17 protein-coding genes are annotated in these 19,610 nt (G+C 73.5%); 8 read left to right on the top strand and 9 right to left on the bottom strand.

Annotated features, from left to right (window positions below):
• Window positions 1-177: 177 nt before the first annotated feature.
• The 5 genes from ACWIX3_RS05310 to ACWIX3_RS05290 all read right to left on the bottom strand — a co-directional run bounded on the left by ACWIX3_RS05310 (window position 178) and on the right by ACWIX3_RS05290 (window position 6,723).
• Complete coding sequence (locus ACWIX3_RS05310) at window positions 178-1,209, bottom strand: LacI family DNA-binding transcriptional regulator (protein WP_448611033.1); 1,032 nt, start codon at window positions 1,207-1,209, stop codon at window positions 178-180.
• A gap of 112 nt (window positions 1,210-1,321) precedes the next feature.
• Window positions 1,322-2,587 (bottom strand): multiple monosaccharide ABC transporter permease, encoded by a 1,266-nt coding sequence (gene mmsB / locus ACWIX3_RS05305; protein WP_448611032.1) that lies wholly within the window; start codon window positions 2,585-2,587, stop codon window positions 1,322-1,324.
• Complete coding sequence (gene mmsA, locus ACWIX3_RS05300) at window positions 2,584-4,122, bottom strand: multiple monosaccharide ABC transporter ATP-binding protein (RefSeq protein WP_448611031.1); 1,539 nt, start codon at window positions 4,120-4,122, stop codon at window positions 2,584-2,586. The genes mmsB and mmsA overlap by 4 nt, the downstream gene beginning before the upstream one ends.
• A gap of 179 nt (window positions 4,123-4,301) precedes the next feature.
• Window positions 4,302-5,456, bottom strand: coding sequence for a multiple monosaccharide ABC transporter substrate-binding protein (gene chvE, locus ACWIX3_RS05295; RefSeq protein ID WP_448611030.1), 1,155 nt, complete (start codon window positions 5,454-5,456; stop codon window positions 4,302-4,304).
• A 331-nt stretch (window positions 5,457-5,787) separates the two neighbouring features.
• Window positions 5,788-6,723, bottom strand: a complete 936-nt coding sequence (locus ACWIX3_RS05290) for a DUF5926 family protein (RefSeq protein WP_448611029.1) — start codon at window positions 6,721-6,723, stop codon at window positions 5,788-5,790.
• Window positions 6,724-7,017: 294 nt separating this feature from the next.
• Between ACWIX3_RS05290 and ACWIX3_RS05285 the strand changes: the two genes are divergently transcribed.
• Together ACWIX3_RS05285 and ACWIX3_RS05280 are read left to right on the top strand one after the other, a co-directional pair.
• Window positions 7,018-8,229 (top strand): cytochrome P450, encoded by a 1,212-nt coding sequence (locus ACWIX3_RS05285; protein WP_448611028.1) that lies wholly within the window; start codon window positions 7,018-7,020, stop codon window positions 8,227-8,229.
• Window positions 8,230-8,330: 101 nt separating this feature from the next.
• Window positions 8,331-9,947, top strand: coding sequence for a long-chain fatty acid--CoA ligase (locus ACWIX3_RS05280; protein WP_448611027.1), 1,617 nt, complete (start codon window positions 8,331-8,333; stop codon window positions 9,945-9,947).
• Between the two features lie 216 nt (window positions 9,948-10,163).
• Here ACWIX3_RS05280 and ACWIX3_RS05275 read toward each other — a convergent pair whose 3' ends face one another.
• Window positions 10,164-10,493, bottom strand: coding sequence for a rhodanese-like domain-containing protein (locus ACWIX3_RS05275; RefSeq protein ID WP_448612440.1), 330 nt, complete (start codon window positions 10,491-10,493; stop codon window positions 10,164-10,166).
• A gap of 154 nt (window positions 10,494-10,647) precedes the next feature.
• Between ACWIX3_RS05275 and ACWIX3_RS05270 the strand changes: the two genes are divergently transcribed.
• Both ACWIX3_RS05270 and ACWIX3_RS05265 read left to right on the top strand, forming a co-directional pair.
• Window positions 10,648-11,154 (top strand): PH domain-containing protein, encoded by a 507-nt coding sequence (locus ACWIX3_RS05270; RefSeq protein WP_448611026.1) that lies wholly within the window; start codon window positions 10,648-10,650, stop codon window positions 11,152-11,154.
• A 53-nt stretch (window positions 11,155-11,207) separates the two neighbouring features.
• The gene (locus tag ACWIX3_RS05265) at window positions 11,208-12,671 is read left to right on the top strand and encodes a PH domain-containing protein (RefSeq protein ID WP_448611025.1); all 1,464 of its coding nucleotides are present in this window, start codon (window positions 11,208-11,210) and stop codon (window positions 12,669-12,671) included.
• A 92-nt stretch (window positions 12,672-12,763) separates the two neighbouring features.
• Here ACWIX3_RS05265 and ACWIX3_RS05260 read toward each other — a convergent pair whose 3' ends face one another.
• Complete coding sequence (locus ACWIX3_RS05260; RefSeq protein WP_448611024.1) at window positions 12,764-13,453, bottom strand: response regulator; 690 nt, start codon at window positions 13,451-13,453, stop codon at window positions 12,764-12,766.
• A 59-nt stretch (window positions 13,454-13,512) separates the two neighbouring features.
• Between ACWIX3_RS05260 and ACWIX3_RS05255 the strand changes: the two genes are divergently transcribed.
• The 3 genes from ACWIX3_RS05255 (at window position 13,513) to ACWIX3_RS05245 (ending at window position 15,796) form a co-directional block, all read left to right on the top strand.
• Entirely contained in the window at window positions 13,513-14,268 is a 756-nt protein-coding gene (locus ACWIX3_RS05255; RefSeq protein ID WP_448611023.1) for a sensor histidine kinase, read from the top strand.
• A 335-nt stretch (window positions 14,269-14,603) separates the two neighbouring features.
• Window positions 14,604-15,464, top strand: a complete 861-nt coding sequence (locus ACWIX3_RS05250) for a manganese catalase family protein (protein ID WP_091223015.1) — start codon at window positions 14,604-14,606, stop codon at window positions 15,462-15,464.
• Between the two features lie 104 nt (window positions 15,465-15,568).
• Window positions 15,569-15,796, top strand: a complete 228-nt coding sequence (locus tag ACWIX3_RS05245; RefSeq protein ID WP_448611022.1) for a hypothetical protein — start codon at window positions 15,569-15,571, stop codon at window positions 15,794-15,796.
• Between the two features lie 237 nt (window positions 15,797-16,033).
• On the opposite strand, the gene ACWIX3_RS05240 is transcribed toward ACWIX3_RS05245, so the two are convergent.
• Together ACWIX3_RS05240 and ACWIX3_RS05235 are read right to left on the bottom strand one after the other, a co-directional pair.
• A complete protein-coding gene (locus ACWIX3_RS05240) occupies window positions 16,034-17,692 on the bottom strand; it encodes a solute symporter family protein (RefSeq protein WP_448611021.1) in 1,659 nt (552 codons plus the stop codon).
• Window positions 17,692-18,093 carry a DUF485 domain-containing protein gene (locus ACWIX3_RS05235; RefSeq protein ID WP_448611020.1) on the bottom strand — a complete coding sequence of 134 codons (402 nt, stop codon included), beginning with the start codon at window positions 18,091-18,093 and terminating at the stop codon, window positions 17,692-17,694. Before ACWIX3_RS05235 ends, ACWIX3_RS05240 begins: the two co-directional genes overlap by 1 nt.
• Before the next feature lie 184 nt (window positions 18,094-18,277).
• Here ACWIX3_RS05235 and ACWIX3_RS05230 point away from each other — a divergent pair, with 184 nt between their 5' ends.
• Entirely contained in the window at window positions 18,278-19,594 is a 1,317-nt protein-coding gene (locus ACWIX3_RS05230) for a Rieske 2Fe-2S domain-containing protein (protein ID WP_448611019.1), read from the top strand.
• Window positions 19,595-19,610 lie beyond the last annotated feature (16 nt).

Genomic DNA, 19,610 nt, shown 5'->3' with positions numbered 1-19,610 from the left:
TCTCGCGACCCTCTCGCCACTCCGCCCGGCCCGACAGCGGGCCGAGGTCCACCCCGACGACGTGCGTGTCGGCGGTTCCACCGGTGTCCGGCATCAGATCCTCCTGCGTCCGGCGGTCGCGACGACGGCCGGGCAGCCGCGTCGTCGCCGGGATGTTAGCGCTAACAGCGGCGGGCGTCACACCCGGGCGGGGATCCTCCCGACCGGGACCGGGCCGCTGCTGGCGCGGGTCAGCAGCACCGGCGGCACCGGCTGCAGGTGCAGCTCCCGTCCGGCCAGCCGGGCGAGCACGAGCTCCACCGCCCGGTGGCCGAGCTCGGCGAAGTCCTGCCGCACCGTGGTCAGCGGCGGGGTCAGGTACGGCGCCTCGGGCAGGTCGTCGAAGCCGACCACGCTGACGTCCCGCGGCGCCTCCAGGCCCTCCTCGTGCAGCGCCGCGAGCAGGCCCAGGGCCATCTGGTCGTTGGCCAGGAACACCGCGGTGACCTCCTCACCGGCGCGCTTGCGGGCAGCGATCCGGCGGCCGGCCTCGTACCCCGAGGACGGCGTCCAGTCGCCGTGCAGGCACACCGGGACGGGCGCACCCACGGCGGCCAGCTCGGCCCGCCAGCCCTCGATCCGGTCCCGGGCCTCCTTGGAGTCGGCGGGCCCGGTGACGTGGTGGACGGTGCGGTGGCCGAGGTCGAGCAGGTGGCGGGTGGCCAGCCGGGCGCCGGCGACCTGGTCGACGCCGACCGCGGGCTCCTCGAGCGCCCCGCCGCTCTGCACGGTGACCAGCGGCAGCGGGCTGTGCACCTGGTGCAGGGCCTCGACGGCGTCGTCGTAGGTGGCCAGCGCCAGGACGGCGTCCACCGAATGGGCCATGAAGCGGTCGACGGCGTCGCGCATCGCCTCGGCGGTGGCCTCGTCGAGCACGGTGACGCTGAGCGAGTACCCGGCCGCCCGCGCTGCCCGCTCCAGGCCGACGAGGGTCTGGGCCGGGCCGTACTGGTTGATGTTCACGGTGACGAACCCGAGGGTGCGCGTGGAGCCGGTGACCAGGGCCCGGGCGGCGCTGTTGGGCCGGTAGCCCAGCTCGCGGATGGCCCGCTCGACCCGCTCACGGGTGTGCGGTGCGACGTTGCGGTGGCCGTTGATGACCCTGGACACCGTCTGGTGCGAGACGCCGGCGCGAGCCGCGACGTCCGACATGACCAGCGCTCGGCTCACCCCCTCGGGCTCCACCGTCACCCCTCTCCGTCGAGGAGCCGGCCGGTCGTGGCCGCCTCGGTCGGGCCCTGCCGGGCGGTCCCGCGGGAGCTCCGCGGGACCGCCCCGGGCATCAGCGGGACGTGCCTGCGCGCCGCTTGTTGTAGACGTCGAACGCCACGGCGAGCAGCAGCACCAGGCCCTTGACCACCGACTGGATGGACTGGTCGACGCCCATGAGCTGCATGCCGTTGCTCATGACGGCCATGATCAGACCGCCGACCATGGCGCCGACCACGGTGCCGACACCGCCGGTGACGGCCGCCCCGCCGATGAACGCCGCGGCGATCGCGTCGAGCTCGAACATGTTGCCCGCGCTGGGCTGGGCGCCGTTGGACCGCGACGAGAAGACGACGCCCGCGACCGCGGCCAGGAAGCCCATGTTGACGAAGATCCAGAAGTTGACCGCCCGGACCTTCACACCCGACAGCGTGGCCGCGGCCAGGTTGCCGCCGATCGCGTACACCTGGCGACCGAAGACGGTCCGGGTCGTGACGACGCCGTAGGTGATGATCAGCACGGCCAGGATGATCAGCACGATCGGCAGGCCGCGGGCGTGCGCCAGCTGCCAGGCGAAGGCCATGACGACGGCGCCGACGAGCACGATCTTGGCGACGAACAGCGGGAAGGACTCGACCGGCTGCTGGTAGCGGATGCGCGCGATCCGGCTGCGGTACTGGCTGACCGCGTACCCGGCGACCGCGATCGCCCCGATGAGCAGGGTGAACGCGTCGTACCCGTTGCCGCCGAGGAGACCGTTGAGGAAGCCGCTGGCGATCCGGCCGTACTCCTGCGGGAACGGCGAGAGCGAGATGTTGTCCAGGACCTGCAGGGTGAGACCGCGGAACAGCAGCATGCCGGCGAGGGTCACGATGAAAGCGGGGATGCCGACGTAGGCGACCCAGAAGCCCTGCCACGCACCGATCGCGAGCCCGACGGCCAGTGCGGCGAGCACGCCCGCCCACCACGGCATGCCCTGCTGGATCACCAGGACGGCGGAGGTGGCCCCGGTGAGCGCGACCACCGACCCCACGGAGAGGTCGATGTGCCCGGCGATGATCACGATGACCATGCCGATGGCCAGGATCAGGATGTAGCTGTACTGCAGGACGATGTTCGTGACGTTGCCGGGGGACAGCGAGGTGCCCCCCGTGAGCACCGCGAACAGCGCGACGATGACCACGAACGCGACGTAGATGCCGCTCTGCCGCAGGTTGCTCGTCAGCAGGGCACGGACGTTGCTGGTCCCGGTGTGCAGGGCGACGGCGGGCGCGACGTCCTTGGGTGCCGTGGAGGACTGGGCCTCCGGCTCCGACGACGGCGGAACGGTCCTGGTCATGCCGCCAGCTCCTTCTCCTTGGTCATGAGCTCCATCAGGTTCTCCTGGGTCGCCTGACCGACGGGCACCTCACCGGTGATCCGGCCCGCGGACAGGGTGTAGATGCGGTCGCAGATACCCAGCAGCTCGGGCAGCTCGGAGGAGATGACCAGCACCGCCTTACCGGCCGCGACCAGCCGGTTGATGATCGTGTAGATCTCGTACTTCGCACCCACGTCGATGCCACGGGTGGGCTCGTCGAGGATGAGCACCTCGGGGTCGGTGTACAGCCACTTGGACAGCACGACCTTCTGCTGGTTGCCGCCCGAGAGCTTGCCGACGACCGAGGCGACGCTCGGGGCCCGGACGTTCATGCTCTTGCGGTAGCCCTCGGCGACCTTGATCTCCTCGTTGCCGTTGACGAAGCCCCTGCTGGCGAGCTTGTTCAGGGCGGCGGCCGAGACGTTGCGCCGGATGTCCTCGATGAGGTTCAGGCCGTAGTGCTTGCGGTCCTCGGTGGCGTAGGCGATCCCGGCGTCGATCGCCTCGGAGACGTTCTTGGGCCGGATCTCCTTGCCGTGCACGAACATCCGCCCGGTGATGTTGCGGCCGTAGGCACGCCCGAAGACGCTCATGGCCAGCTCGGTGCGCCCCGCGCCCATGAGGCCGGCGATCCCGACGACCTCCCCGGCCCGGACGGTGAAGCTCGCCCCGTCGACGACCTTGCGCTCCTGGCTCGGGTGCCAGACGGTCCAGTCCTCGACCCGCAGCACCTCCTCGCCGGGGTGCGACTCACGCTCGGGGTAGTAGCTCTCCAGGTCGCGGCCGACCATCCCGCGGATGATCCGCTCCTGGGTGACCTCGCCGGCGTGCAGGCTGAGCGTCTCCACCGTCTTGCCGTCGCGGATGACCGTGACGTTGTCCGAGACCGCGGTGATCTCGCCGAGCTTGTGCGAGATCATGATGCAGGTGATCCCGCGCTCGCGGAGCCGGCGCATCAGGTCCAGCAGGTGCGCGGAGTCGTTGTCGTTGAGCGCGGCCGTCGGCTCGTCGAGGATCAGCAGCCGCACGTCCTTCGACAGCGCCTTGGCGATCTCGACCAGCTGCTGCTTGCCGACGCCGAGCTGGCCCACCGGGGTCACCGGGTTCTCGTCCAGCCCGACCTCGGCCAGCAGGCGGGCGGCGTCGGCGTTGGCCTTGTTCCAGTCGATGAGCCCGCCGCGGCCGCGCCGCTCGTTGCCCAGGTACATGTTCTCCGCGATGGACAGGTAGGGCACCAGCGCGAGCTCCTGGTGGATGATCACGATGCCCACGTGCTCGCTGTCGCGGATGCCGTTGAAGCGGACCGGCTGGCCGTCGTAGACGATCTCGCCGTCGTAGCTCCCGGCGGGGTAGACGCCGGAGAGGACCTTCATCAGGGTCGACTTCCCGGCGCCGTTCTCGCCGCAGATCGCGTGGATCTCGCCTCGGCGGACCGCCAGGTTGACGTCCTCCAGCGCCTTGACGCCGGGGAAGGTCTTGGTGATGCCGCGCATCTCCAGGATGTGGTCGTCCATGGGACCTCGTCGTCCTGTCGTCGGCGCCTCGTCGCTGGTGGAGGGCGCGCCGCGGATGGTGGGGAGAAGTGTGCGCCACCCCGGCGGGGTGGGCCAGGCCGCGGGATGCCGGGCCCGGGTGGTGCCGGCCGGGCCCGGCAGCGGTGCTGCCGGGCCCGGCCGGGCTCAGGGGCAGGAGGTCAGTCCGCCTGGCCGCTGGCGACCTCGTCGGCCGTCCAGTAGCCCGAGTCGACCAGCACGGACTGGATGTCGTCCGCGAAGACCGTCTCGACCGGGAGCAGGTAGGACGGGACGACCTTGACGCCGTTGTCGTACGTCTCGGTGTCGTTGGCCTCGGGCTCGTTGCCCTCGGCGAAGGCCGACGCGGCGGCGACGGCCTGCTCGGCCAGCAGACGGGTGTCCTTGAAGATCGTGGAGCTCTGGACCCCGTCCTGGATCAGCTTGACCGAGGCGATCTCGGCGTCCTGGCCGGTGACGACCGCCATCGGGTTGGCGGCGTCGAGCGTCGGGCCGTAGCCGGCGTTCTGCAGCGCGGTGATGATGCCGCGGGAGAGGCCGTCGTAGGGCGAGAGGACGCCGTCGACCCGGGAACCGTCGTTGTAGGTGGAGGTCAGCAGGTCCTCCATCCGCCGCTGGGCGGTCTCCTGCTGCCAGCGCAGGATCGCGGCCTGCTCGATGTTGGTCTGGCCGGACTTGACGACCAGCTTGCCCTCGTCGATCAGCGGCTGCAGGACGTCCATCGCACCGTTGAAGAAGAAGAAGGCGTTGTTGTCGTCCAGCGAGCCGGCGAACAGCTCGACGTTGAACGGACCGGTCGCGGTGCCGGGCGAGCCGTCCTCGTTGCGCAGGCCCAGGCCGGTCAGCAGGGCGTTGCCCTGCGCCTGGCCGACGGCGAAGTTGTCGAAGGTGACGTAGAAGTCGACGTTCTCGCTGTCGCGGATGAGGCGGTCGTAGGCGATGACCGGGATGTTGTTGGACGCCGCGTTCTCCAGCTGGCCGGAGAGGGCAGTGCCGTCGATCGCCGCGACGACGAGGATGTCGGCGCCCTCGGTGATCATCTGGTCGATCTGCTGCGATTGCGTGGGGATGTCGTCGTTGGCGTACTGCAGGTCGACGGTGTAGCCCTCGCCCTCCAGCTGCTCCTTGACGTTGTTGCCGTCGGCGATCCACCGCTCCGAGGTCTGGGTCGGCATCGAGACGCCGATCGTCAGTTCCTCCGCCTCGGCGCCCCCGCCACCGGCGCCCCCGCTGCCGCCGGCGCCCTCGCCGCCACAGGCCGCCAGGGTCAGCGCCATACCGGCGCTGATGGCGGCGAAGCCGAGCCTCTTGCTCACGTGATCTCCTCCTCGAGAACTCTGCGCGCTTCGACCCGGCGCAGGCCCGCCATCGCGAGCGGTAAGAGTGTGAGCGCTAACAACCCATCGCCGTCAACCCCTGTTCGCCATGCAGGTGTCACGGTCTCGTAACGCTCGTCTGGCAGAGCGCCCCTCCCGGGAGAGGTCGTCGCCGAAGGGTGAGGCCCCGGCCACGCCGCGTCGACGGCCGGGGCGCACAGCCCAGCGGCCCCGTCCAGAGGCTCACCGCGAGGCCCCGTCCCGGGCCCCGCCCTGAGCTCGCGAAGGGTGGGGAGGACGGGGCCTCGCGGTGAGGAGGACGGGTCCTCCCTCAGCGCAGCGTGATCTGGCGCGAGAGCAGGCCGGCGCGGGCGCGGCGCTCGTCGGGGGTCAGCGGCTCGGTCGCGGCCAGTGCCCCCTCGAGGCGCTCCTCGAACGCCGTGGCGGTGGCGGTCCAGTCGGCGGCGGGGGTGTCGGCGGGCAGGTCCCACACCGGGACGAGGAGCCCGTGCGCCCGGAAGGCGCCGGCGTAGCGGGTGCCCTCGCCCAGCAGGATCTCGCCCGAGGCGCGCAGCCGGGCCAGCGCGTCGAGCAGCTGCTCCTCCGCCTCGGGCCGCACCCAGCGCAGGTGCGCCCGCTCGGCGCCGGGCCGCACCCAGTAGGCGGCGCCGAGCCCTGGCAGCAGCTCGGTGGGCAGGATCGCCGCGTTGGCCTGCTCGAGCCCGGCACGGGCCGCCGCGCCGGCCTCGACACCCTCGAGCCAGAAGCCGAAGTCCTCGTGCACGGTCACCGCGAGCGGCGCCGTGGGATCGACCAGCTCCTGCAGCCGCGGGCCGGCCGAGCCGGCGCCGCCGAGCGGACCCGGGTCGACGGGCGCACCCGACGGGGCCTCCAGCGCGGCGGCCAGCGCCGTCCCCAGGTCGCGGCTGACGTCGTCGGAGGAGCCCTGGAGCTGGACGCCGAGCAGGATCTCGCCGTTGGCGCGGACCAGGGCCGGGGCGCCGCCGGGAAGCACGCTGGCGAGGGTGACGTCGCGACCGTCCGTCGTCCGCAGCGGCGCGGTCGCCGCCGGGACCAGCTCGCGCAGCGCGACCCAGTGCTCCTCGCCGGGCAGTCCCTCGAACGGCCTGGACACCGGCGGGGCGTAGCCCGAGCCGTGGCAGTGCTTGTACCGGCGGCCCGAGCCGCACGGACAGGGCGCCTTGGGGTTGACGCCAGCGGCGGCGGCAGGGGCAGCGGGACGCTTGCGGGTCGCGGAGCGGGCCATGGGGACGAGCGTAGGTGGCTCCATCCAGAGGCTCCGGCCCCGTCCAGAGGCTCGCCACGAGCGTGCGAGGCGTGAGGAGGGCTGGGCCTCCGACGAGCCGTGCGGGGCGGGGGCGGCCCCCTCGCAGGGTCCCGCCGCGAGCCTGCAAGTGGCGGGGGGCGGGGGCGGCCCCCTCGCAGGGTCCCGCCGCGAGCCTGCGAGTGGCGGGGGGCGGGGGCGGCCCCCTCGCAGGGTCCCGCCGCGAGCCTGCGAGTGGCGGGGGGCGAGGGGGTCCTTTCTCTACGCTGCCCCGGCGTGACACCCGCGGCCCCGCCGATCGACCTCACCGACCCCGCCGTCGTCGTCGACCCCTACCCGGCCTTCGCCCGCGCCCGGGCACAGGCGCCGGTGCAGTGGCACGAGGGCCTGGGCCTGTGGCTGGCGTTCACCCACGCCGAGAGCAACGCCGTCCTGCGCGACCGACGGCTGGGCCGCATCTGGCGTGACCGCGAGCCGGCCGAGCGCTTCGGCTCCTTCAACCTGGTCCACCGGAACGCGCTGCTGGAGATGGAGCCGCCGGACCACACCCGGCTGCGCCGCCTGGTCAGCACCGCCTTCGCCCGCGGGCACGTCGAGCGGCTGCAGCCCTGGGTGCAGCGGCTGGCCGGCGAGCTGGCCGACGGCCTGGTCGAGCGCTCCGGCGGCAGCGAGCCGGTCGACGTCCTCTCCGGGATGGCCGAGGAGCTGCCGGTCGCCGTCATCGCCGAGCTGCTCGGCGTCCCGGACGCCGACCGGCCGCTGCTGCGGCCCTGGTCCAACGCCATCGTGAAGATGTACGAGTACGGCCGGACGGCGGCCGTCGAGGACGCCGCCGAGCGTGCGGCGGACCAGTTCGTCACGTACCTGCGCGCGCTGGCCGCCGAACGGCGCCGCGCCCCCGGCGAGGACCTGCTCTCGCACCTGGTCGGGGTCCGGGACTCCGACGGCGACCGGCTCACCGAGGACGAGCTGGTCACCACCTGCGTCCTGCTGCTCAACGCCGGGCACGAGGCCACGGTCAACGTCAGCGGCAACGGCCTGCTGGCGCTGCTCGAGCACCCCGACCAGCTGGAGCGCCTGCGCGCGGACCCCGGGCTGCTGCCGACGGCGGTCGAGGAGCTCATGCGCTTCGACTCGCCGCTGCAGCTGTTCGAGCGGACGGCGACGGCAGACGTGGACCTCGGCGCGGTGACCGTGCGCAAGGGACAGAGGGTCGCCGCCCTGCTCGGCGCGGCCAACCGGGACCCTGCGGTGTTCGCCGACCCGGACGTCCTCGACGTCGGCCGGGGCGACAACCCGCACATCACCTTCGGGGCCGGCGTCCACTTCTGCATCGGCGCCCCGCTGGCCCGGGTGGAGCTGCAGGCGTCGTTCGGGGCCCTGCTGGAGCGCACGTCGCGGCTGGAGCTCGGCGGGGAGCCGGTGCGCCGTCCGGAGTTCGTAATCCGCGGCCTGGCCACGCTGCCCGTCGTGGTGGGCGCCGGCTGACCGCCGCCCTCCCCCGCGGCCGCCGTACGGCGAGGTCAACGAGGCGGGTCGCCGTCGGGCGGCTGTGGATCGTGAGCGCCGTCACTGGCACGATTCCGCTCATGCGCGGCCTCATGCAGGACTACCCCCTCACCATCGACGCGATCTTCCGGCACGTCGAGCAGCACTACGGCGACGGGACGATCGCCACTGCCGGCCCCGGCGGGATTACCCGGGTCACCTACGCGGAGTGGGCCCAGCGCACCCGCCGGCTCGGCGGCGTGCTCGACACCCTCGACATCAGCGCCGACGGCCGGGTCGGCACGTTCGGCTGGAACAGCCAGCGCCACCTGGAGCTGTACTTCGCCGCACCGAGCACCGGCCGCGTGCTGCACACGCTCAACATCCGGCTGTTCCCCGAGCAGCTGACCTACATCGCCAACCACGCCGAGGACGAGGTCGTCTTCGCCGACCGCACCGTGCTGCCGCTGCTGTGGCCGCTGATCGACACGATGAAGACCGTCCGGCACGTCGTGGTCATGGACGACGGCGGCGACAACGAGATCCCTGACGACCCGCGGGTGCTCGACTACGAGGCGCTGCTGGCCGAGGCCTCGCCCGTCGACTTCCACGTCGACGACGAGTACCGGGCCGCCTCGATGTGCTACACGAGCGGCACCACCGGCAACCCGAAGGGCGTCGTCTACTCGCACCGCTCCACGTGGCTGCACACCATGGGCGTGATGGCGCCCAACGCCTTCGGGCTGGGTGTCCGCGACGTCGCGATGCCGGTCGTGCCGATGTTCCACGCCAATGCCTGGGGCATCGCCCAGGCCGCCCCGGCCGCCGGCGCCTCACTCGTCATGCCGGGCTCGATGATGCAGCCCGAGACCCTGGCGGACCTGATCGTCGACGAGGGCGTCACCTTCACCGCCGGCGTACCCACCATCTGGCAGGGCGTGCTCCCCCACCTGGCCGGCCGCCGGCACAGGCTGCGCGACATCGGCTGCGGCGGCTCCGCGGTGCCCAGGGCGCTGTCGGAGGCCTACCGCGAGCAGGTGGGCCTGCCGATCCTGCAGGCCTGGGGCATGACCGAGACCCACCCGGTCGCCTCCTCCGGCATCCTGCCGCCCCGCTTCGACGACCTCGACGACGAGGGCAAGGCCGCGCAGCGGGCCCGGGCGGGCATCCCGTTCCTCGGCGTGGAGGCGCGCATCGTCGACGCCGAGACGATGGAGCCGCAGCCGTGGGACGACCAGGCGACCGGCGAACTGCAGGTGCGCGGGCCGTGGTGCGCGAAGGACTACTACAACCCGGACGCCGGTGTGGTCCTCTCGACCGAGGACGGCTGGATGCGCACCGGCGACGTCGCCGCGATGGACGCCTTCGGGTCGATCCGGATCGCCGACCGGACCAAGGACCTCATCAAGTCCGGCGGCGAGTGGATCAGCTCGGTCGACCTGGAGAACGCGATCATGAGCCACCCGAAGGTGAAGGAGGCGGCGGTCGTCGCGATCCCCCACCCGAAGTGGGACGAGCGTCCGCTGGCCTGCGTCGTCCTGAGGGAGGGCGAGACGGCGACCGAGGAGGAGATCCTCGACCACATCCGGCCGCAGGTGGCCAAGTGGTGGCTGCCCGACGCTGTGGAGTTCATCGACGAGGTGCCCAAGACCAGCGTCGGCAAGTTCTCCAAGAAGGACCTGCGCGCGCGGTTCGCGGAGTTCCCCGCCAGGGGCTGACCGCGGGGCGAGGGGGTCCGTGCGCAGGAGCGGCGGACCCCCTCGTTCCACCGCCCGCGAAGCGGCACGGCGACACGGCCCCCTGCAGGGCACCGCCCCCAGCTCGCGAGGGGCGGGGAGGAGGGGACCCTCCTTCAGCGCACGACCACTCGGGTGCGCTTCCGCGCCACGGTCCGCGCCTCGCTCGCAGCCCTCGCTGCGATGCTCCCGCGGCGGTCAGCGCACGAAGGGCTGCTGGCCGGTCTCGCTCACCATCGGCCGCCCAGCGGCCTCCCACTCGCCCATGCCGCCACCCACGTTGACCGCGTCGTAGCCGTTGGCGTTCAGCCAGGCGGCCACGCGGGCGGAGCGGCCGCCGCCGCGGCAGGTGACGTAGAGGGGGTCGGCCTCGGGGAGCTCCTCCAGCCGCGCCGGGACCTCACCCATCGGGATGTGGGTGGCACCGTCGATGTGCCCGGTCACCCACTCGTCGTCCTCACGGACGTCGAGGACGACGGCGTCCTCGGGGACCTCGCTGGCGGGCACGGTCGGGACCTGCTGCGGCATCACGTCCCCATCGTGCCACCGGCGCGGCGAGCGGCTGCGGGCCGCGCACCACTGCGGTGATCATGGGGTCGTCGCAGGCGACACGCGCGGGCTCGCCATGGAGGTCGGCACGAACTCCATGATCACGGTCGGCGACGCTGACAGGATGGAGCCGATGACCGCCGATCCCCCGCCCGTCCGCGACCCCGCCTGGACGCTGTCCCGTTCGGCGATCGGGCTGTGGGTCACCGAGGGCGTGATCGGCACGCTGGTCTGGGCCGCCCTGGTCACGGCCCTCCTCGTCTTCGTCCCCGACGGCGGACCGATGCCGGTGCTGCGCTGGCTGCTCCCGGCGCTGGTGGCCGTCGACGCCGTCGTGACGATCGGCATCCGGCCGTGGGTCCGCTACCGGGTGCACCGCTGGGAGGTCACCGGCGAAGCGGTCTACACCCTCACCGGCTGGCTGACCCGGACCTGGACGCTGGTGCCCATCTCGCGCATCCAGACCGTCGACGTCACCCGCGGCGTGCTGCAGCAGCTGTTCGGCCTGGCCACCGTGGCGGTGCTGACGGCGTCCTCGCAGGGCACGGTGCGGGTGCTGCACCTCGAGGCCGACGTCGCCCAGCGGGTCGCCGACGACCTCGCCCGGCGCGCCGAGCTGGTCCGCGACGAGGCGACGTGAGCGGCTCAGCCCTCCCTCCGGCTCCGCCGGGCGGGAACGGACCGGCGGACGTCGTGACCGGCACGGAGGCGCCGCCGCGGCGGACGTCGCCCCGCGTGGTCCTGGTGCACACCGCCACCTTCCGGCAGGCCCGCCAGCTGGTGCCGGTGCTCATCCCGGTCGCGGCACTGGTCGGCCTGGGCGACGGGCTGCTCACCGTCGTCGTCATGGCCGTGGCGATCACCGCCCTGTCCCTGGCCGCGGCCGCGCTGAGCTGGTGGCGGTTCGGCTACGCCGACGGGCCGACGGCGGTGGTGGTGACCCGGGGGCTGCTGGCCCGGTCGGTGCGCACCGTGCCCAACGACCGCATCCGCGGCGTGGAGGTCGAGGCCCCGCCGCTGCACCGGCTGCTCGGGCTGGTGCGGGTCCGCATCGACGCCGCGGCCGGCTCGGTCGGGACCAACGAGGAGGAGCTCGTCGTCGACGGCGTCCCGCGCGCCGAGGGCGACCGGCTGCGCGCCCGTCTGCTGGCCCGCCGTCCCGTCGGGGCGCCGGCAGCGGACGGCGCGCCGGCCCCGGAGGCACCGGCCGAGGAGGAGCTCTCCCGCTTCGACCCCCGCTGGCTGCTCTACGCGCCGCTGGTCGGCAGCTACCTCGTCGTCCCGCTGGCCGCCGTCGGCACGCTGGTCCGGCTGGTGCAGGAGCTGCCCGACGCCCTCGTCCCGGACGTGGCGGGTCCGGATCCCTCGGCGCCCCTCGTCGTCGCCGGCCTGGTGGTCGCGGTGCCGCTGCTGGCGCTGGCCGCGGTGGTCGGGGCGGCCGTCGTGAACTGGGGCTACCGGCTCGTGCGGCGCGGTGGCTCCCTGGTCGCCGTCCGCGGGCTGCTCACCCGGCGGCACACCGAGCTGGAGGTCGACCGCATCCGGGGCGGCACGCTCAGCGAGGGACTCGGCATGCGCTGGGTGCGCGCGGCGCGGGTGAACGCCCTGGTCACCGGACTCGGCCAGGCCAACCGGCGCGGTCAGCTGCTGCCGCTGGGCCCGCGCGCCGAGGCACTGCGGCTGCTCGGCCGGCTGGTCGAGGACCCCGGCCCGCTGACCGGCCACCCGAGCGCCGCCCTGCGCCGCCGGCTGGCGCGTGCCCTGGCCACCGGGCTGCTGGTGACCGCGGTGGGGGTCTGGGCGGCGGTCGCCCACGGGTGGTGGTGGGTGCCGGTCATCGGCGTCGTCCTCACCGTCCTGGGCGTGCCCATGGGCATCGGCCGGTACCGGGCGCTCGGGCACGGCGCCGGGCCGCGGTCGTTCAGCGTGCGCAGCGGCTGGCTGGTGCGCGAGCAGGCCGTGCTGCAGCGCCGCGCCGTCGTGGGCTGGCAGGTGCGGCAGAGCGTGCTGCAGCGGCGGGCCGGACTGGCCACCGTGGTCGCCTGCGTGGGCGCCGGCAGCGGGGGCTACGCCGCGGTCGACATCGCCGCCGGAGAGGTGCCCGGCTTCACCGCGGCGGCGTCGTCGGGCACGTGGGCGGGGACGCTGACCCCCTAGGCAGACCGCACGCCCCACCAGGACCGCGCGTGTCGATCACCGTTGCGGGTAGCTGGGCGGCGATGGACTCCGAGGCTGCGCCCGTGCGGAGCTCAGCCGTGCTTGTCGTTGCCGCCCAGGTGCACGCGCCCGGCCAGCGCCGCCGCCTCGACCCGAGTCGCGACGCCCAGGGTCCGCAGCAGCGCGGCCACCAGGCGCTTCGCCGTCCGCTCGGAGACGTGCAGCGTCGTGGCGATCTCCACGGTGCTCGTACCGTCGGCCACCAACCGCCACAGCCGGCGCTCGTCGGCGGTCAGCCGCTGCGCGAGGCCCTGCTCGCCGGAGGGCGCGGAGTCCTCGAGCAGCCGGCGCAGGAGGTCCTCGGGGATCACCGACCAGCCGTCGAGGACCGCCAGCAGCGGGCGCACCAGCGCGTCGGGGTCGGCGGTCTTGGGCAGGTAGCCCGCCGCCCCGGCCCGCAGCGCCTCCAGGACGGCGTCCTCCTCGGCCTGGCCGGACAGCGCCACGATGCGGACCGTCGGGTCCGCGCGGCGGATCGCGGCGATCGCCCGCGTGCCGCCCGGCGGCGGCATGTGCAGGTCCACCACGGCGACGTCGGCGTGGTGGCGGCGCACCATCGCCGCGGCCGCGGAGGCGTCGTCGGTCGTCGCCACGACGCGCACCTGCCCCTGGCTCACCCCCGGCAACAGCAGGGCCAGGCCCCGGCTGAACAACGGGTGGTCGTCGACGAGCACGACGTCGACCTGCGGACGGCGCTCAGCACCTGCGTCGCTCGGCTCCATCTCTCCCCACACGGACAGCTGCGTCGGCGCTGCTGACCGGACGCACCCCGGAGGTGCCCATGACCCTGGCCGCCAACCCCCCGACGTCCTCCTCGTCCCGCCGGGTGGTGCCGGCGCTGCGCCGCTTCCTGCGGCACCGCGCCCCGGCACGGCCGGACGGCGGCGGCGGCGGCGAAGCACCCGAGCCCAGCGAGGCGCTGGTGCGGGCGCTGTGCCACGACATGCGCTCGCCGCTGGCCTCGCTGGAGGCGCTGCTCGGGACGCTGGGCCGGCCGTCCGGGCCGTCCCCCGGCCCGGTGCCGGACCCCGGCGAGGTCCTGGAGCTGGCCCGCGCGCAGACGGCCCACCTGGCCTCCATGCTGCGGACGGCGGCGGCCACGGGCGGAGCCGCGCCGCTGGGGCGTGGAACGCGCCGGCTGGGGGACGTCGTCCGCGCGTCCGTGGCCGCCTCCGGGCTGCCCGGCACCCAGCTGACCGTGCACCTCGGCCCGGGTGCGGAGGACGTCGCAGTCGCCGACGCCCGCGTCCAGCGGATCCTCACCAACCTCCTGGAGAACGCGCACCGGCACGGGAACGGCGCCGCGGTCCGGCTGACCGTCCGATGTCGCGCCCACTGGGTCGACCTGGCGCTGACGCAGGCCGTCGTCCGCCCGGAGCGGTTGCTCGGGCACCTGCGCACCGACTCCCCGCCGCCGGACCTCACCGGCCTGGGGCTGTGGTCGGTGCGGCGGCAGACCGGCGAGCTCGGCGGCCAGATCGTGTGGGCGGAGGACGGCGAGTCGCTGACCCTCACCGTGCAGCTCCCCGACAGATGACACCGGTGACACCGTCGGCCTACCGGCCGACACCGCGGCCACGTGCCGTCCCCCTGCTGCGCTGAACCCATCCCGGGCCTCGTCGCGGAGGCCTTCGGCCCCCACTCCTCGACCCGACACCGCGGCCACGTGCCGTCCCCCTGCTGCGCTGGACCCCCTCGGCCGCTCCTCGCGAGACCCTCCGGGCCCCAGTCGTCACGACCATGGCCGGTAGGCCGACGGATCACAGAGTTGGCACCGTCGGGCCAGCGCTCGGCACGGGTGGGCCAACCGGCGCGGGCAGATCCCTGGTGTCACCGCATCGGCGGTGGTCGCGACGACGCAAGGGAGACCCCGTGTTCACGCACACCCACGCCCTGCAGTACGAGGCCAAGCCCGACGGTCCCGACCCGGACTTCGCCCGCAAGATGCAGGAGATCCTCGGCGGTCAGTGGGGGGAGATGACCGTCGCCACGCAGTACCTGCTGCAGGGCTGGAACTGCCGGCTGCCCGGCAAGTACAAGGACCTCCTCCTCTCGATCGGCACCGAGGAGCTGGCCCACGTCGAGATGATCGTGACGATGATCGACCGGCTGCTCGACCACGCGCCGCTCAAGCCGGACTCGGCCGACCGCACCAAGGAGGCCGCCGCCGGCTACGGGCAGCACAACCCGCAGCACCTGATCCAGAACGGCCAGGGCGCGTCCTACATGGACAGCATGGGCAACCCGTGGACCGGCGCCTACGTGACCGCGAGCGGCAACCTCATGGCCGACTTCATGTACAACGCCACCGCCGAGATGCAGGGCCGGCTGCAGGTGGCCCGGCTCTACAACATGACCGACGACCCCGGCGTCAAGGACATGCTCCGGTTCCTCATCACCCGCGACCACTACCACCAGCAGCAGTGGCTGGCCGCGACCGAGGAGCTCAAGTCCGACGGGATCGAGGGCATCCCGGTGCCCGAGGCCTTCCCGCTGGAGGAGGAGGTCGGGGACCTCGGCTACACGTTCGTCGACGCCTCCGACGGCCCCGAGGCCTCGGCCGGCCGGTGGGCGTCGGGCCCCTCGGTCGACGGGCGGTCGGAGTTCCGCGCCCGCCCGATCGAGGCGACCGCCGACGCGCCGATCCTGCCGCCCGGCGACCCGCGGCTGTTCTCCACGCCGCAGATGCCGGGGCAGTCGCTGCTCCAAAAGGCCAAGGACATGCTCAAGTGAGGTCCTGACCCCCGCCCCACCCTGCGCCGTCGCCGCGCCGGTGGCCGGGTCACGTCAGACCCCGGCCACCGGCCGGCGGGCCGCCCCCGCCGGAGGAGAGCACCGTGCACCTGTCACTCCCCGCCGTCCTGCTGACGGTGGTCTACGCCGCGGCCCTCGCCGTCGCCGTGGCCGCGCCCGGCCAGCACCTGGTCGCCGGGCTCGTCGTCCTCACCGGCCTGGTCACCCGCTGGGCCGTCCGACACCGCCGCGCCCACGCCGCCGCCGTCCCGGTCGCGCCCGCGGACGCCGTCCTCGCCCCTGACACCGCCCCGGCCAGGGCCGCCGCCTGACCCTGCTGGGCTGCCTGCCGACGATCAGCCGAGCTGATCGTCGCGGGTCCTGGCTCACGACCGGAGGTGAGCCAGGACCGGGGACGACCAGCTCAGCTGATCGTCGGGGACGGTCCGGGAACGCGCGAGGCGCGCGCCCCCGCGAACGGGGACGCGCGCCTGGCGAGGTGCTGGAACCGGCCACCCTCCAGGGACCCGCGCCGAGCGGAGCGAGGCGTGGGGGAGGGTGGTCCTTCTTCAGTGGGCGACGGCCTTCTCCGCACCGATCCCGGTGAGCGCCCGAACCTCGAGCTCGGCGTTCTTGAGCTCGTCGGGCTGTTCCTTGGACAGCTTCGTGCCGAGCCAGCCGAGGAAGAACGACAGCGGGATCGACACGAGGCCGGGGTTGTTCAGCGGGAACCAGGAGAAGTCGACGTCCTGGATCAGCGACGGGCTCTTGCCGGTCGCCGGGTTGACCGGCGCACCGGACACCACTGGCGAGAACAGGATGAGCGTCACGCAGGTGATCAGCCCGCCGTAGATCGACCAGAGCGCGCCCTGCGTGGTGAACCGCTGCCAGAACAGGGTGTAGATGATCGTCGGCAGGTTCGCCGAGGCCGCGATGGCGAACGCCAGGGCCACCAGGAAGGCGATGTTCAGCCCGGCCTGCAGCGCCAGGATCCCCAGCCCGATGGAGACGGCGCCGATCACGATCGCGGCGATCCGGGCCACCTTGACCTCGGCGTTCGGGTTCACCTGACCCTTCTTGAGGACCGAGGCGTAGATGTCGTGCGCGAAGGACGCCGACGCGGTGATCGTCAGGCCGGCGACCACCGCGAGGATCGTCGCGAACGCGACGCCGGCGATGACGCCGAGCAGGATCGTGCCGCCGAGCTCGAAGGCCAGCAGCGGCGCTGCCGCGTTGACCGCACCGGGCGCCGCCAGGATGGTGTCGGCGCCGACCAGCGCACCGGCGCCATAGCCGATCACCAGGCTGAACAGGTAGAAGATGCCGATCAGCCAGATGGCCCAGACCACCGAGCGGCGGGCGTCCTTGGCGGTGGGGACGGTGTAGAAGCGCATCAGCACGTGCGGCAGGCCGGCCGTCCCGAACACCAGCGCGAGCGCCAGCGAGATGAAGTCCAGCCTCGAGATGTTGGTCGCGCCGTACTGGCCCCCCGGGGACAGGACGTCGCGCGGTGTGGCCTGGGTCGCGGAGGTGTCGACCGCGCCGCCGAGCAGCGCGGAGAGGTTGAAGCCGTACTTGCCCAGCACCCAGACCGTCATGACGCCGGCGCCGGCGATGAGCAGCGTCGCCTTGATGATCTGCACGTAGGTCGTGCCGCGCATGCCACCGACGAGCACGTAGACCATCATCAGGGCACCGACGAGGATCACGACGACCGCCTGCGCCAGCTCCCCGGTGACGCCGAGCAGCAGGGTGACCAGCGCGCCGGCGCCGGCCATCTGGGCGAGCAGGTAGAAGAGGCTGACCACGAGGGTCGAGGTCGCCGCCGCGGTGCGGACGGGCCGCTGGCGCATCCGGAAGGCCAGCACGTCGGCCATCGTGTACCGCGCCGTGTTGCGCATGAGCTCGGCGACGAGCAGGAGGGCGACCAGCCAGGCGACGAGGAAGCCGATGGAGTACAGGAAGCCGTCGTAGCCGTAGATGGCGATGGCGCCGGCGATGCCGAGGAACGACGCGGCCGACAGGTAGTCACCCGCGATGGCCAGCCCGTTCTGGGTGCCGCTGATGTTGCGGCCGGCGGCGTAGTAGTCGGCCGCGCTCTTGTTGTTGCGGCTGGCCTTGAAGGTGATGGCCAGCGTGACGAGGACGAAGGCCCCGAAGATCGAGATGTTGACCGCCGGGTTCCCGACGGTGGTCGTCGCCGGAGCGGCGGGGGCAGCGAAGAACATCAGTGCCCTCCTCCGGGGGTCTCGTCGGCGCCTCGGGTGACACCGACACCACTGGGGCGCGCGTACTCGTGGTGCTCCAGCCGCTCACGCATGTCGTCGGAGATCGGATCGGTGCGCTTGTTGGCGTGCGCCACGTAGACGTGGGTGATCACGAACGTCGAGATGAACTGGCCCAGGCCCAGCAGGATGCCGAGGTTGATGTTGCCGAACACCGGCGTGGCCATGAAGTCCGCCGCGTAGGTCGAGAGCAGGACGTAGAGCAGGTACCAGGTCAGGAAGGCCACGGTCATCGGGAAGGCGAAGCGGCGGAAGCGTCGCTTCAGCTCGACGAACTCCGGGGAGGCCTGGGCCTCGCGGTACTCCTCCGGCGTCAGGAGCCTGCGTTCAGCGGGTGGTGTCACGGTGCCTCTCCCTGTCGTCCTGGTCACCTGGTTCCGGTGACCGCGGTCACTCTAGAGACAAGTCTGTCCGTAATGCGTCGTCGGTGACCGTTTCGTTGTGCGCAACCCGCCCGTCGACGCCCGAGGTAGCTCAACTGTCGGGCAGCCGTAACCGGGCGGGAACCCGGCGGCGCTGCAATGGGTCATGACCACATCCGCGGGGACGACGACGGGCTGGTACCCGGTGGCGCGCGCCGCCGACGTCGGGACCAGGCCGCTGCCGGTGGCCGCCGGCGGGCGGGCCTACGTGCTGGTCCGGCTGCGGCCGGGCGGCCAGGTGAGCGCCTTCCCGGCCCGGTGCCCGCACCGGCTGGTGCCGCTGACCGCCGCCACGGTCGTCGACGGGCGGCTGACCTGCCCGTACCACGGCTGGCAGTACGACGCCGAGGGCCGCTGCGTCTCCCTCCCGTCCCTGGGACCCGAGGGGACGGCGCCCCCGCGGGCGGACCTGCCGGTGCCCTGGGCGGTGGAGGAGCGGCACGGCTGGGTCTGGCTGGCCCCCGAGCGCACCGTCGTCCCGACGCCGCCGCGGCCGACAGCGGACACGGCGCCCGAGCCGGTCCCGTCGTCGCCGGCTCCTCGGGGGCCGGTCCTCGGCAACCTCGACCCGGCGCTGGAGTCGGCCTGGCACCCGGTGGCGCTCTCCGGCGAGCTGCGCACCGGCGGCTGGCTGCAGGTGCGGCTGCTCGGGCGCACCTGGACGCTGCGCCGCACCGACCGGCTGGAGGTCGACCCGCCCGCGCACGGCGTCCGCGAGCGACTCGGCGTGGTCTGGCTCGCCCCGGCCGAGCCGCGCGACGCGCCGCTGGACTTCCCCGAGGACGGCGACCGGCGCTTCGTGACCGGCCGGCTGCCGCCGCAGCGCTCCGGGGCGACGGCGGGCGTGCTGGCCGACGTCTTCCTCGACGTCGCCCACGTCCCGTTCGCGCACGCCGCGACCGTCGGCGCGGCCGACCACCCGGAGGTGCCCGCGTACGACGTCGAGCCGGAGCCGGGCGGCTTCCGCAGCGTGCAGGAGCAGTGGTTCGACGACCCGGCCGACCCGGGCGTGGCCACCGGCGAGCGGCCGCTGCGGCAGCGCCGACGGGTGACCTGCGTGTACCGGGCGCCGTTCCAGGTGCTGCTGCGGCTCGAGTCCCTCGACTCCGGCGCGGTCACGGTCGTCCAGTTCCTCCTGCAGCCGGAGGACCAGGACTCGACCCGCGTCTACACGCGGCTGCTGCTGTCGGCGGGCCCGGGCCACCCGCTGCCCGCCCCCGCCGACGTCCAGCGTGCGGTGGCCCTCCGGCAGCAGCTGCTCGACGAGGACCTCGCCCTGGCCGCGCACCTGGCCGGCCAGGGGCTGCCGCTGGCAGTGCGCGACGAGCTGCACGTGCCCGCCGACCGGCTGGGCGTGGCCCTGCGCCGTGCGCTGAGCGACTTCGTCCTGGCCGCGCCACGGGCCGACCGCAGCGCCGCCTGAGAGGACCCCGTCCGCC

This window comes from Geodermatophilus sp. URMC 60 (assembly GCF_053502585.1).
Note: the sequence above shows the minus strand (reverse complement) of the source record. Positions and strands in the feature narration are given on the sequence as shown.